We start from the raw sequence: 12,725 nt of genomic DNA, 5'->3' as shown, positions 1-12,725 counted from the left end.
TCCTGTGGGGGACATTCGACCTTGGCAAGCCGCGTGTCAGGATCATGCGAGACGCGCTTTTCCGACGTTTCGAGGTTACAGAGATCGGTTGCGACATCTGGGGTACAACGCGGGACAAGAGCCAGGTCTCTCGTTTGCGCATGGCAGCCAGGACTTTGCAGACGTTTCTGGCATGGCCTGGCTTGGTCATTCGCTATTTAAGGGTTCCGACGCACGATGCGGTCGTAGTAGGTTACTTCGGGCTCTTCGATGTCCTCGCCATAGCAATACCGGCAAGGCTGCGCGGTGTTCCGGTGATCTGGGACGCGTTCCTGTCCGTTTACGACACGGTTGTCGAGGATCGCGCCATGGTTGCTAGAGGGAAAACTGTAGCAAGGATGCTCCACGCGCTTGAAAAGCTGGCCTGCCGTGCAGCGAACATCGTTGTCCTCGATACCCGCGCCCATGCTCATTATTTCGAAGCCGAATACCGTCTGCCTCGCGGAAAAACGGCCAGTGTCATGGTCGGTTGCGAGGGTGTTTTCGCGGCTAGTTCGTCCGACTGTGACGGGGTGAGCAACCGGCCCGTCGTCTTGTTCTACGGACAGTTCATTCCTCTGCATGGGATCGGCACCATTGTCGAGGCCGCTTGTCTTCGAGGGGCGGAAAGGTTCGATTGGCGGATAATCGGCACCGGGCAGGAGGCCGCGTTCATCGCCGCGCTCATCGCCGCGGCAAGACCCGAAAACCTGCAATGGACCGAATGGGTCGAATACGAACAACTTGCGAAGGAGATCGCCCGAGCGGATGTTTGTCTTGGCGTTTTCGGAACCTCAGCAAAGGCGGGGCGTGTCATTCCCAACAAGGTCTTCCAGATTCTAGCCAGCGGCAAGCCCCTCGTTACCCGCGATGGGCCGGGAATGCGTGAATTAATGCCTGAAGACCACCCGTCTGTGAAGCTTGTTCCGGCCGGCAATCCGGAAGCGCTGCTCAATGCGGTTGAGGAGATGTTGCAGTCTATCGGTGCGCACGAAGTTCTGCCCGATGATCGGATCGGTGACAGGTTCGCCAGGGATGTCATCGAACAAGGTTGGGCCGATGTTATCGAGCAGGCAATTCGCACCCACTCTGCAGGAGTGTTGCTATGATCACCCCCGAAATCGACATTCTTTTGGCGACATACAATGGCGCGACATTCCTTGATGAGCAGCTGCAATCTCTCGCTGCGCAGGATTTTGCGAACTGGCGGCTGATCGTGCGCGATGACGGATCGAGTGACACGACGCTGGCTATGGTTGAGAACTTCGCCTCGCACGTCAGCCAACCGGTCGAAATTGTGCGTGACAGCGAAACCGGGCTAGGCGCATCGCGCAATTTCGGGCGAATCCTCCAGCGCAGTACCGCGCCCTATTTCGCCTTCTGCGACCAGGACGATGTCTGGTTGCCGCACAAGCTGTCCACTATGCGTTCCGCAATCCGGAGCGCGGAGGAGAGAGCCGGCGGGCAAGTTCCGGTTCTTTCGCACTGCGACCTTGAGGTCGTCGACGAAAAACTGCGCCTGATCGCTCCGTCGTTCCGTCGTTTCTCGAAACTCAGGACGCCGCATCCCGGAGAGGAAGGGCGTTATTTGATGATGCAGAACTATGTCACCGGGTGCGCCATGATGGGCAATGCGGTCTTGCGTGAGAAATCGCTGCCCATCCCAGACGTGGCGATGATGCACGACTGGTGGCTTGCTCTCGTGGCCGCAGGTACGGGCGAATTGGTTGAGGTCGGCGAACCGCTGATCCGTTATCGCCAGCATGGGCGCAACACGCTGGGGGCGAAGAGCGCGGGCTTGCGCACCTACGTCACACGTTTTGCGACACGCCCCGCCAAGGAGCTGACGCGCGGCCGTGCTATTGTAGCGCGCACTCGCGCGCAGGCTGTGATTTTTGCGGATCGTTTTGACGATCAGGCGGATCCGGAACTGGTCTCGCTGCTTCGCGCCTATGGCAGGACCAGCGGCCAGTCTTTTTTCAAACGGAAAGGCTTTGTGCTCCGGAATCGGCTTTTCGCGCAGGATATCATTCGCATTGCGGCCATGGCGCTCGTCATCTAAGGCTCGGTCAGAAACCGACGTATAGTGGACCTTCGTCCCAGGGTTTCACAGGGTCCTTGCGATCAGCGCCCCAGACTACGCGGCTGTCCGTTTCCGGCGCAGACCATTCGTGCATACCTCGCTTGAGCGTTACCACGGAGCCCGTGTCATGCCGTTCGCCGTCGATCACTGCTGGGGCGTCCAACACGGTGTATTCGCCGGGGACGAGCAATTCGTCTGAATATGTCGACTTTGCCTCTATATTACGACCCGCTAGCCAGAAGGGGCCATAAAACTGGATGTAATTTTCACGTATGGCCTTGAGGTCGGCGGGCAGCAGCAGGCTGTCATCATCGGAAAGAAGTGTCATCCGCAGGCTGAACCAGTTAGACAGTAGAAGCGGGATCACATCTTCTTTCATCGCATTCCGGTAGGTGGGAACGCCGGCCTCTCGATAAGTCGCCATGCCCGAAGGGGTCATCAGGTAGTTCTTTTTGTCGAAGTCGGGCAGCATCCCGTTGTGATCGAAATAAGCGACCGGCTGGTCGAACAGAGCGCTCGCAGTCCTCTGGATTTCGCGCTGATTGCCGATCACATCGCGCCGTTCCATCGCGAAGACCCCCACTGAGATGCCCAAGAGCAAAAAGGGGAGGAGGTATGCCCCATATCGGCGCTGTATGAGGCATATAGCGTCGACACAGCCCACGGCAAGCGGGGCAAACATGAAAACGTAGAAGTAGCCGGCGGTATTTTTGTAGAATAGCGGCACCAAGATTATTGCCCAGAAGCCCAGCAGCGCGAACTTTTCTGCTGAGGACCGCTTGCCTAACATGATGGTGAAGGGGGCGGTCCACGACAGCAGCGTGAGCAGCGGAGCGGTCAGCATAGCCTTGTAGATCATGTTGAGATAGGGCGGCACGCCGATGAAGAACATCCACTTGGCTGCGCCAGCCAGCATTTGGATGCCACCGCTGTTTGTTTCTCCGGCACTTTCGCCCGTCTCAGCGATGGCCTTCGATGCGGGCTGGAGGCCGCCGACGTGCCATTTATAGAGCAGGGCGAACAGCAGTGCCGTCACCGCGAAAAGAATTACGCAGCGAAGAATGTACGATGTCTTGTTGCTGGAGCGGTGGAGGTTAAGCCAGGCCAGTCCGGCGAAAGCAGGCATGTAGAGGATGATTTTCGTCGTTACGAGGCCTGCAACGGCTATCAGGATAGCCACTACGGCGATTGTAATCGAGTCGAGCGGCCTGCGGGCGATGAGGGCGAGCGAGACCATCAGCGCTGCCGTCGCCATCGGGTCGGTGCGGAAGGAGAAACCGTGCTGGAACACGAATCCGGCCGAAATATAGAGCAGCCCGGCCGTGATCGCGGCGGGCATTGTGACGAAGCGACGGGCGATGACGATGATCGCGCCGATCGTGACGAGCTCGCACGCGAACATGAAGATCCGAGCGATGACGATGTGATCGATACCGTTTCCTGCAAGCGCAGGCAGCCATGCGAAAAGGCGCACATGTAGCGTTTGAAGCGGCATCGTCAGCTCGCCCGCGGTGAACTGCAGGATGAGGTGGTAGAACCAGAATTCGTCCCAGTTCACGGACCGAGTGAAGATCAGAGAAAACTGCAGCGCGACTACTGCCGCCAACGCGATAGCCCCCACTCGGGCTTCCGACAGTCCAGCCATGAACTTCCCGGACGATCCTTTGCCTGCTGGTGTCACCAAAGTATCTGTAGTCATCCCCGAAATACTTTCCCCTTGGCCAGGCACCCCTGCGGTGCCGATCGCCGGCCGCCGTCAGGCCATTTGTCCAGTGACATAGCAGCGAACCCCTTTAAGATTTCGCTAATTATGTTTGAATAAGGGTTCCGGGGAAATAGCAGGGGGGTCTTCTTGCCAACCGTTTTCGGTCGGGTGAGAGAACAGGGCCAGTCCGGCGAAGGGGCGCAGCATGGTTCGGCCCCACATGGCAATAGGGCCGGCCGGCCCGGCGCGGGAGTAATATTGAGCATGAGGGCGCGTAAAGGCATCATTCTGGCTGGCGGCACGGGTACCAGGCTGCATCCACTGACTTTGCCGACGAGCAAGCAGCTGATGCCGGTCTACGACAAGCCGATGATTTATTATCCGCTGACCGTCCTCATGCTGGCGAGCATTCGCGAGATTCTCATCATCACGACGCCGCAGGACAGTGAAGCCTTCCGTGCGTTGCTGGGAGACGGGCGCAAGTGGGGGCTTGAAATCAGCTACATGGTGCAGCCCAGCCCCGACGGTCTTGCGCAAGCGTTTCACATCGGTGCGGATTTTCTCGACGGTGCGCCCTGCGCGCTGATTCTTGGCGACAACATCTTTTATGGCCACGGCCTTCCAGAATTGCTGACAAGGGCGAACCAGCGGAGCGATGGAGCGACCGTGTTCGGCTACTACGTTCGCGATCCCTCGGCTTATGGCGTCGTCTCCTTCGATAGCGACGGGCGGGCGGAGACGATCGAGGAGAAGCCTGCCAAGCCCAAATCGAACTACGCAGTGACTGGACTCTACTTCTACGACGGCGACGTGGTCCCACTCTCGCGCGAGATCAAGCCGTCAACGCGTGGTGAACTGGAAATCACCGACCTCAACCGCCTCTACCTTGAAGCGGGCAAGCTAAATGTCGAGATCATGGGTCGCGGCTATGCCTGGCTCGACACGGGCACACATTCTTCGCTGCTCGATGCTGGCCTTTACGTCCGTATCGTCGAGGAGCGGCAAGGGCTCAAGATCTGTTGTCCAGAGGAAATCGCTTGGCGCAAGGGCTTCATCGATGATGCCGCGCTCGAATGCCTGGCCGATCCGCTGCGCAAGAGCGGGTACGGTGAATACCTGCTCGACCAGCTGCGACAGGCCGCGCGATGAAGGCGATGTCGACGCGGCTTCCCGAAGTCGTCATCTTCGATCCGAACGTCTTCGGCGACGAGCGCGGTTTTTTCCAAGAGACGTGGAATCGCCGGACGTTCGCGGATCTCGGGTATGATCTCGATTTTGTGCAGGACAATCACAGCCGTTCGTCGCGCGGGGTATTGCGCGGACTGCACTACCAGCGGACACGGCCACAGGGAAAACTTGTCCGCGTCGTCCGTGGCAGTGCCTTTGATGTGGCTGTGGACTTGCGGCGCGGATCACCGCATTTCGGTCAGTGGATGGGCGTTGTGTTGAGCGGGGAAAATCATCGCATGCTTTGGGTCCCGCCTGGCTTTGGTCACGGCTTTCTTAGCCTCGAAGACGGGACCGACCTCCTTTACAAGTGTACCGATTTCTATGTGCCGGAGGACGAGGCCGCCATCCGATGGGATGATCAGGATATCGGGATCGAATGGCCGCTGGATGATATCGAACCGACTGTCTCGCCTAAGGACCGCGATGCAGTGCGCTTCCGTGATGCGCAGACCTACCCGTGAGGGTCATGGTAACCGGCGCGGGGGGGCAGCTAGCCAAGGCACTTGCCCAAACGGCGGATAAGGGCGTCGAGTGCCTGATGTTTGGGCGCGACGAGTGCGACATGGCCGATGACGCATCGATCGTGCAGGCAGTTCGTTCGGCCGCGCCTGCAGTGATCGTGAATTGCGCCGCCTATACCGCGGTCGACCGGGCCGAGGGCGACATCGCCCTTGCAGCCCGGATTAACGGCGAATCCGTCACCACGCTTACCCGTGCCGCGGTCGATTGCGGGGCGAGGCTCGTCCAGGTCTCCACCGATTTTGTTTTCGATGGAGCGTCCGCAAATCTCTATCGGCCGGATAGTGCGACTAATCCGATAAATGTTTATGGTGCGAGCAAGCTTGTCGGCGAGCGCGCGGCACTCGCATATGCCGATGCGCTCGTGCTTCGCACGGCGTGGGTCCATGGCGCGGGCGGCAGGAACTTCGTTGAGACGATGCTGCGCCTCATGGCAGAGCGCGAAGCGCTCGACGTAGTCAGCGATCAGGTGGGTACCCCTACGCACACGCTCAGCCTGGCGCGCGCAATCTGGGGCTTACTCGAAATCGGAGCCAGTGGCGTGTGGCATTTCACCGATGCCGGTGTCTGTTCGTGGTATGATTTCGCGGTCGCTATCCATGAAGAGGCGCTCGCACTCAATATCCTGACCCGGGATGTCGCGATACGCCCCATCCGCAGTGAAGATTACCCTCAGGCCGCCCGTCGTCCCGCTTTCAGCGTCCTCGATAAGGCAGACACGTGGCGGGAACTGGGCTGGATTTCGAATCATTGGCGCAGCGAACTGCGCCTCATGTTGAAATGCAGGAAAGAGCAGGAAATTGGCTAGACTTCTGGTTACCGGTGGCGCGGGTTTCATCGGTTCAAACTTCGTGCGCTTCTGGCGCGAGCGGCATCGGGCCGACGAACTCCTCGTGCTCGACGCGATGACCTATGCGGGCAATGCCGCGAGCCTTGATGGCGTTGAAGGTATTAACCTTGTCGAGGGGGACATCCGCGACGGCAATCTCGTGGGGTCGCTGCTGCGTGAACGGAACATCGACACGATCGTCCATTTCGCGGCCGAATCACACGTGGACCGGTCGATCCTCGGCCCCGATGCCTTCATTGATACCAATATCGTGGGCACGCACGAACTGCTCAAGCAAGCCAAGGCGTTCTGGTTGGATCAAGGCTCGGGCAGGGATCATCGCTTCCATCATGTCTCTACCGACGAGGTATACGGTACGCTGGGTGGCGAAGATCCGGCCTTTAGTGAGACGACAGCCTATGCGCCCAATTCGCCCTATGCGGCCTCGAAAGCCGCCTCGGACCATCTCGTCCGTGCCTATCACCACACCTACGGTCTCGCGGTTACTACTTCGAACTGCTCGAACAACTACGGTCCGTACCAATTCCCTGAAAAGCTGATTCCACTGTTTATCATCAATGCCCTGCATGGCCGGTCGTTGCCGATCTATGGCGACGGGATGCAGATCCGCGACTGGCTGTATGTCGAGGACCACTGCCGTGGCATTGAGCTGGTTCTGGAAAGGGGGAAGATCGGCGAGTGCTACAATATCGGCGGCGGCGCGGAACTGGCCAATGTCGAGGTGATCGACACTCTATGTCGTTCCATTGACGCGCTCTTCGCCGATGTCCCAGCTCTTGCCGAGAGGTTTCCCGATGCGCCAGCGGCGAGAGGGCAGGACACTTCGCAGCTTAAAACTTACGTGACGGACAGGCCCGGACACGACCGGCGATACGCTATCGACGAGAGGAAAATCCGCAGTGAACTGGGGTACGTGCCATCACGAGAATTCGAGAGCTGGTTCGACCACACTATGCGTTGGTATGTCGAAAACGAGACGTGGTGGAGCGCGGTTCTTGACGGATCCTATCGCAATTGGGTTGCAGCCAACTACGCATCACGCTGATCGAGGCGGCCGTTCATTCGCCGATAGCCCGTTTCTGATAGTCGTGCAGTTCTTTCTGCGGTGCGCAGCTATCTTCGTCGTCTACACGAACTTCATCCTCGAGCCGCTCCTCCAGCTTCCTCAGCTTGTAGAGCGTCGCCTCCATCAATTTCCGGTTCGTGGCGATCAAGTCTGCCAGCACGCCCATCACCGCGACAAGCGTGCCCATCATCAGCAAGGCGCCGCCTAGGATCAACGACTGGATGTGGCCATCGCCGTCGCCTGACAGGTAGAACCAGACGAACCGCGCCACCGGCAGCATCCCCATCGCGAAGATCAGTATGCCAAGGCCGACAAAGACCCGCAGGGCGTTGTTGGTGGTATAGGCGCGGGTGATCGTCACCCCTGTCTGGACCATGAAGCGCGGGATCGATTTGAACAGGCGCGAAGGGCGATCCGTGCGGTGGGTGCGGATCGGCACGCTGGTCACGCAGAGCCTTTTGCGCCCGGCCTGTATCAGCATGTCCGTGGTATAGCTGAATTCGGTTGTGATAGTGATGCGCTGCGCTGCTTCGCGGCTGATGGCGCGAAAGCCGCTGACCGCGTCGGTGATGGTCGTGCCCGATGCGCGGCGCACGACTGCGCTGCCAAGGCGTTGCAACCTGCGCTTGAACGGACCGAAATGCGCGTTTTCGGCAACGCCGCGATCGCCGATCACGATGTCCGCTTCCCCGCGTACGACCGGCCCCACCAGCTTGGCGATGTCCGCACCTTCGTATTGCCCGTCCGCATCGGTGTTGACGATTATGTCGGCACCGGCGGCAAGGGCAGCATCGATCCCGCTTTGAAAGGCGGCGGCAAGACCCCGGTTGCGGCGGTGGCGCACGACATGTTGTACGCCCCACTGGCGCGCGGTTTCGGCGGTGTTGTCGTTGCTGCCATCGTCGATGACCAGCACTTCGATGCTGTCGATTCCGGCAATCTGGCGCGGCAATGCCGCCAGCGTGGCAGGCAAGTGGTCTGCCTCGTTCAGGCACGGTATCTGTATGATCAGCCGCACGTTTCGCCGCCCCCCGATGGTCGTGAAGTCATAACCCATCAGTGGGTCATCGTCCAATTGCCTTAAGAAATGGCTAACCACGATTGTAATCAGTCGCATCGGTGCGGCTGCAGAGGATTGACAGGAAACCCGTGGGGCAGTCATATACTCATGAGTATATATAGTTCGAGTGCATGCAACGTAGCGCATGCGCTATTCTGATTGCCTCAAGGAGCTGGCAGCATGAGTGGGACAGTTACCGATCCGGTTGTCATCGCCGGTTATGCCCGTACCCCAATGGGCGGGTTTCAGGGTGCATTCGCTGGCACGAAGGCGACCGACCTTGGTGCCGTGGCGGTGAAAGCTGCCGTTTCGCGCGCCCGGGTCGATGGCGATGCCGTGGAACGGATCTACATGGGCTGCGTGCTTCCTGCCGGATTGGGGCAGGCGCCTGCGCGCCAGTCGGCGCTGGCTGCGGGGTTGCCGCTTTCTGTCGAGGCGACGACCGTCAACAAGATGTGCGGTTCGGGCATGCAGGCCGCGATCATGGCGCATGACGCGCTGGCCGCAGGTTCGATCGACGTTGCCATCGCGGGAGGGATGGAGAGCATGACCAATGCGCCCTATGCCTTGCCCAAACATCGTTCCGGCGCACGCATCGGGCATGACCGGATCATCGACACGATGATGATGGACGGGTTGGAAGACGCCTATGAACCCGGCAAGGCGATGGGCGTTTTCGCAGAGGACGCGGTGCGCGATTACCAGTTCACGCGCGAGGAGCAGGACGAATATGCCCTGCGCTCGCTTGCGCGCGCGAACGAGGCGATCGCCAGCGGCGCTTTCGTGCGGGAGATCGAGCCGGTGACGGTAAAGGGCCGCGGCGGCGAAACCGTGGTCGATACCGACGAACAGCCGGGCAAGGCACGGCCCGACAAGATCCCGTCGCTCAAGCCCGCATTCGTGAAGGACGGCACCGTCACGGCGGCCAATGCCTCCTCGATTTCCGACGGTGCGGCTGCTCTTGTGATGACCCGCGCCAGCGTGGCAGAAAAGCTCGGCCTGCCGGTCGTCGCCCGTGTAGTGGCCACCGCCGCCCATGCGCAGGAACCGTCGAAGTTCACCAGCGCACCCGTTCCCGCGATGCGCAAGGCGCTGGAAAAGGCGGGCTGGAGCGTTGAGGACGTGGATCTGTTCGAAGTGAACGAGGCTTTCGCCGTTGTCGCCATGATCGCAGCGCGCGATCTGGACATTCCGGCCGACAAGCTGAACGTGAACGGCGGCGCGACCGCGCTGGGCCATCCCATCGGTGCATCCGGCGCGCGGATCATGGTCACTTTGCTCAATGCGCTGGAAACGCGCGGTTTGAAGCGCGGTGTTGCCAGCCTGTGCATCGGTGGCGGTGAGGCCACTGCCGTGGCTCTGGAACTCGTCTGACCTGTCTCGACCGTCGCGTGGCGACTAGCCTGCGGGATTGCCGAGGCCGAGGATCGCGACAAGTGCCACGATGGCGATTGCGCAACCCGCTTCGAGCGAGAGCGACAGGCGCAGGTTGCGTTCCGCTGTCGGGCGGCCGGATTTCAGCGCGGGGGTGAGCTTCCACCGGTTGAGACCGGCGAGAGCGAGCATCGCGAAAAACAGGCCGACCTTGGCGGCGAGCAGCAGCGACCATGTGCTGCTCGCGCTCCAGCCGGGTGCCGCGATGATCCATGCGTTCGCAGCGCCGGTTAGTGCCAGCACCGTGACGACGATGGTGCCCGTTCGCGCAAACCGTTCGAGCCGGTGGGACAGATCGCGCCTGTCGCTACTGCCGGATATCGATGCGATAAATATCGCCAACGCCCCGAACCACACGGCCGCGCCGATCAGGTGGAGCATGTCGGACACGCGGTGCACCGTGCCGGTCACGCCTTCGGTGGCACCGGCATGTCCGGTCCACGCGCCAGCGGCCAGCACGATGGTGCCCAGCAGGGCGAGGAGGATGTTGCGGGGAAAAAGGGCCAGTGCCAGCACCATGGCCAGCGCGGCGGCGAGCCTGACCTTGAGTACGGGGCCGAGCGGCGTCGCATCCAGCACCGCGCGGAACGTGGCTGTATCCAGATCGCCAAGCGACATCGCCGCCATCGCGGCGATAGCGGCGGCCGCCCACCAAATTGCGGCACAGAACACCAGCACCGCGCACACGCCCAGCGCAAGCCGCTGTACGCCGGTGGCGCGCGTCACACCATTGATGCGCAGGTAAAGGGGAACCCCGGCCAGACCGAGCGTCAGCGCGAACAGCGCGAAACGCGCGAAAACCACCGTTGCGTCGATCATCGCGGAAGGCTCCCCTGCCGTTCGTCAGTTTACCTTGAAGTTGTAGCCGCCTTCGATGCGGTGTTGGTCGGCGGCGACAACGTGCCACTTTACGGCATAAGTGCCGGCGGGCAGCGCGCGGGGCAGCACGATCGTCATCGTCTTGCCGGTGATCTTCGTCTGGAAGCCCTTCACCGCCATCGGCTTGTGGTTGGCCATGCCGGGCATGCCGGTCATCGTCAGCTCGACACCGGAAAGCGGCGCGACGAGTTCTTCGGAGAAAGTCAGCGTCAGCTTCGTCGGCTTTGCGACGGCAGCTTCCGCGGCCGGACTTGCCGACACCAGCTTCGGGTGGGCAATCGCGGTGCCGGGAAGAGCCAGAGCGGCAATCAGGGCGAGGGGGGCGAGAAGGGCTTTCATCGTAATTCCTTTGCGAGGGGGCAGGCAATCGCCAGCGTCGCGAACGGCGCATGGCAACCGGCACTGCAAGGGGATACGCGGCTGATCGCCCGATCCCTCGAACCCGACGCAGATTTGTAGTGGATCGCACGAAATGAGGGAAATGCCGCCAATCCGCGTATAAGGGTGTTGCCGCCGGTGATTTCAAAGCCGGGGGCATTGTTGAAAGGACCCCTCTCCATGCATGACCTCGATGCCATGCTCGTTTCCCTGCACGAAGAGCAGGTGCCGGCCCGGCTTGCCGGCATAGACAGCGCCGTGATGGACGGACTTGCCGCCCGTCGCGAACGCGATCTTTCTCGGCGCGGGCTGGTGCTGGCCGTATGCCTTGCCGGTTCGGTCGGCCTTGCGCTGGGCATCGGCGGCGGATCGCCGGCACAGGCGGAACCGCTGCTGGCAATGCCCGCTTCGGCCCCCTCTCACCTGCTGAACGATTGATGCGCAATTTTACCCGCTACCTGCTGGTCGCAGTCGTCGCCGTGCTGGCCGCCTTTGCCGCATTGTGGATCGGGCGCATCCTGCCGGTCGGCCATGCCGACAGCGGCGGCAGGCTTCACGCCATCATGCACGAACAGCTTGATCTGGATGCAGGGCAGGAGGCGAAGATCCACGCCCTCGAAACCGGATTTGCCCAGAAGCGAGAGGCGCTGGAGGCGGAGCTGGAAGGCGCGAACCGCGATCTTGCCGAGGCCGTGGCGAACGAGCACGAATATGGCCCCGCGGTCGAACGCGCGGTCGACCGGTCGCACATGGCAATGGGGCAGCTTCAGAAAGCGACGCTGAGCCACGTTTTCGCGATGCGTGCCGTGCTTCGCCCCGATCAGGCTGCAGTCTTCGACAAGGCCGTTGCCGAGGCACTTACCCAGACGCCGCAAGACTAGTTTCGCCGTGGCGGGGGCAACCGACTTCGTCGATGACAGCCAGGCCGTTGCCGCTGCCCTGAACGGGCGGCAGGCAGGGTTTACATGGCTGATGGACCGACACCGCGCATCGGTGTTCCGCTATGCCCGCGGGCAGGTCCGCGACGATGACGAGGCACTGGACATAACGCAGGAATGCTTCGTTTCCGCCTTTGCGGCATTGCGCCGGTATGATCCGGCACGGCCTTTTCGCACATGGTTGCTGGCGATCGCGGTGAACAAGTGCCGCGATTGGGCGCGCAGGCGTGCCGTGCGCCGCTTCTTCACGTTTGCCATGCCGCTGGACGATGCCCTGTCGGTATCCGACGATGCACCGGACCCGGAAAGCGCGCTGGGTTCCGCGCAGCATGTCGATCGCATCCGCAGTGCGCTTGCCGCCTTGCCGGCAAACCTGCGCGAACCGTTGGTGCTCTGCACGCTGGAAGGGATGGACCAGATCGAGGCGGGCGCGGTGCTGGGCATCAGTCGCAAGGCGGTGGAGACACGGATTTATCGGGCGCGCCAGAAGCTTACGGAAATTCTCGCAGAAAATTCGTCTGATTGATCATTGGGGCGAGGGATAGTGTCACCGCCGCCGTATAGG

The 12,725-nt window shown here is 61.1% G+C and carries 14 protein-coding genes; 10 read left to right on the top strand and 4 right to left on the bottom strand.

The window, feature by feature from the left end:
* Positions 1-155 precede the first annotated feature (155 nt).
* Complete coding sequence (locus A7A77_RS00595) at positions 156-1,127, top strand: glycosyltransferase (protein WP_172799806.1); 972 nt, start codon at positions 156-158, stop codon at positions 1,125-1,127.
* The gene (locus A7A77_RS00590; RefSeq protein ID WP_216635525.1) at positions 1,070-2,080 is read left to right on the top strand and encodes a glycosyltransferase family 2 protein; all 1,011 of its coding nucleotides are present in this window, start codon (positions 1,070-1,072) and stop codon (positions 2,078-2,080) included. Before A7A77_RS00595 ends, A7A77_RS00590 begins: the two co-directional genes overlap by 58 nt.
* A 7-nt stretch (positions 2,081-2,087) precedes the next feature.
* Here A7A77_RS00590 and A7A77_RS00585 read toward each other — a convergent pair whose 3' ends face one another.
* A complete protein-coding gene (locus tag A7A77_RS00585) occupies positions 2,088-3,746 on the bottom strand; it encodes an ArnT family glycosyltransferase (RefSeq protein ID WP_156500282.1) in 1,659 nt (552 codons plus the stop codon).
* A gap of 324 nt (positions 3,747-4,070) precedes the next feature.
* Between A7A77_RS00585 and rfbA the strand changes: the two genes are divergently transcribed.
* The 4 genes from rfbA to rfbB are packed head-to-tail and all read left to right on the top strand — an operon-like array spanning position 4,071 to position 7,450.
* Positions 4,071-4,955 (top strand): glucose-1-phosphate thymidylyltransferase RfbA, encoded by an 885-nt coding sequence (rfbA, locus tag A7A77_RS00580; protein WP_066552144.1) that lies wholly within the window; start codon positions 4,071-4,073, stop codon positions 4,953-4,955.
* A complete protein-coding gene (rfbC, locus tag A7A77_RS00575) occupies positions 4,952-5,497 on the top strand; it encodes a dTDP-4-dehydrorhamnose 3,5-epimerase (protein ID WP_066552142.1) in 546 nt (181 codons plus the stop codon). Before rfbA ends, rfbC begins: the two co-directional genes overlap by 4 nt.
* Positions 5,498-5,502: 5 nt before the next feature.
* Positions 5,503-6,363, top strand: a complete 861-nt coding sequence (rfbD, locus tag A7A77_RS00570; protein ID WP_342668606.1) for a dTDP-4-dehydrorhamnose reductase — start codon at positions 5,503-5,505, stop codon at positions 6,361-6,363.
* Positions 6,356-7,450 carry a dTDP-glucose 4,6-dehydratase gene (gene rfbB / locus A7A77_RS00565; RefSeq protein ID WP_066552137.1) on the top strand — a complete coding sequence of 365 codons (1,095 nt, stop codon included), beginning with the start codon at positions 6,356-6,358 and terminating at the stop codon, positions 7,448-7,450. The genes rfbD and rfbB overlap by 8 nt, the downstream gene beginning before the upstream one ends.
* A gap of 13 nt (positions 7,451-7,463) precedes the next feature.
* Here rfbB and A7A77_RS00560 read toward each other — a convergent pair whose 3' ends face one another.
* Positions 7,464-8,528, bottom strand: coding sequence for a glycosyltransferase family 2 protein (locus A7A77_RS00560; RefSeq protein ID WP_066552135.1), 1,065 nt, complete (start codon positions 8,526-8,528; stop codon positions 7,464-7,466).
* A gap of 183 nt (positions 8,529-8,711) precedes the next feature.
* On the opposite strand from A7A77_RS00560, the gene A7A77_RS00555 reads away from it, so the two are divergent.
* Positions 8,712-9,905: an acetyl-CoA C-acyltransferase gene (locus tag A7A77_RS00555; RefSeq protein WP_066552133.1), complete on the top strand. Its 1,194-nt coding sequence runs from the start codon at positions 8,712-8,714 to the stop codon at positions 9,903-9,905.
* A 24-nt stretch (positions 9,906-9,929) separates the two neighbouring features.
* On the opposite strand, the gene copD is transcribed toward A7A77_RS00555, so the two are convergent.
* Positions 9,930-10,784, bottom strand: coding sequence for a copper homeostasis membrane protein CopD (copD, locus tag A7A77_RS00550; RefSeq protein WP_066552130.1), 855 nt, complete (start codon positions 10,782-10,784; stop codon positions 9,930-9,932).
* Positions 10,785-10,808: 24 nt separating this feature from the next.
* Positions 10,809-11,183: a copper homeostasis periplasmic binding protein CopC gene (gene copC, locus A7A77_RS00545; RefSeq protein WP_066552127.1), complete on the bottom strand. Its 375-nt coding sequence runs from the start codon at positions 11,181-11,183 to the stop codon at positions 10,809-10,811.
* Positions 11,184-11,402: 219 nt separating this feature from the next.
* Between copC and A7A77_RS00540 the strand changes: the two genes are divergently transcribed.
* The 3 genes from A7A77_RS00540 to A7A77_RS00530 are packed head-to-tail and all read left to right on the top strand — an operon-like array spanning position 11,403 to position 12,686.
* A complete protein-coding gene (locus tag A7A77_RS00540) occupies positions 11,403-11,660 on the top strand; it encodes a hypothetical protein (RefSeq protein ID WP_066552125.1) in 258 nt (85 codons plus the stop codon).
* Positions 11,660-12,103: a periplasmic heavy metal sensor gene (locus tag A7A77_RS00535; protein WP_066552120.1), complete on the top strand. Its 444-nt coding sequence runs from the start codon at positions 11,660-11,662 to the stop codon at positions 12,101-12,103. Before A7A77_RS00540 ends, A7A77_RS00535 begins: the two co-directional genes overlap by 1 nt.
* 7 nt (positions 12,104-12,110) lie before the next feature.
* Positions 12,111-12,686 (top strand): RNA polymerase sigma factor, encoded by a 576-nt coding sequence (locus A7A77_RS00530; RefSeq protein WP_066552118.1) that lies wholly within the window; start codon positions 12,111-12,113, stop codon positions 12,684-12,686.
* Positions 12,687-12,725 lie beyond the last annotated feature (39 nt).

Source organism: Croceicoccus bisphenolivorans (assembly GCF_001634625.1).
GTDB classification, from domain to species: domain Bacteria; phylum Pseudomonadota; class Alphaproteobacteria; order Sphingomonadales; family Sphingomonadaceae; genus Croceicoccus; species Croceicoccus bisphenolivorans.
Note: the sequence above shows the minus strand (reverse complement) of the source record. Positions and strands in the feature narration are given on the sequence as shown.

Bases quoted from the DNA above. Each gene is read 5' to 3' on its own strand.
- A7A77_RS00585 (WP_156500282.1), bottom strand. From the start codon at position 3,746: ATGGCTGGACTGTCGGAAGCCCGAGTGGGGGCTATCGCGTTGGCGGCA.
- rfbA (WP_066552144.1), top strand. From the start codon at position 4,071: ATGAGGGCGCGTAAAGGCATCATTCTGGCTGGCGGCACGGGTACCAGG.
- rfbC (WP_066552142.1), top strand. From the start codon at position 4,952: ATGAAGGCGATGTCGACGCGGCTTCCCGAAGTCGTCATCTTCGATCCG.
- rfbD (WP_342668606.1), top strand. From the start codon at position 5,503: ATGGTAACCGGCGCGGGGGGGCAGCTAGCCAAGGCACTTGCCCAAACG.
- A7A77_RS00560 (WP_066552135.1), bottom strand. From the start codon at position 8,528: ATGGGTTATGACTTCACGACCATCGGGGGGCGGCGAAACGTGCGGCTG.
- A7A77_RS00555 (WP_066552133.1), top strand. From the start codon at position 8,712: ATGAGTGGGACAGTTACCGATCCGGTTGTCATCGCCGGTTATGCCCGT.
- copD (WP_066552130.1), bottom strand. From the start codon at position 10,784: ATGATCGACGCAACGGTGGTTTTCGCGCGTTTCGCGCTGTTCGCGCTG.
- copC (WP_066552127.1), bottom strand. From the start codon at position 11,183: ATGAAAGCCCTTCTCGCCCCCCTCGCCCTGATTGCCGCTCTGGCTCTT.
- A7A77_RS00540 (WP_066552125.1), top strand. From the start codon at position 11,403: ATGCATGACCTCGATGCCATGCTCGTTTCCCTGCACGAAGAGCAGGTG.
- A7A77_RS00535 (WP_066552120.1), top strand. From the start codon at position 11,660: ATGCGCAATTTTACCCGCTACCTGCTGGTCGCAGTCGTCGCCGTGCTG.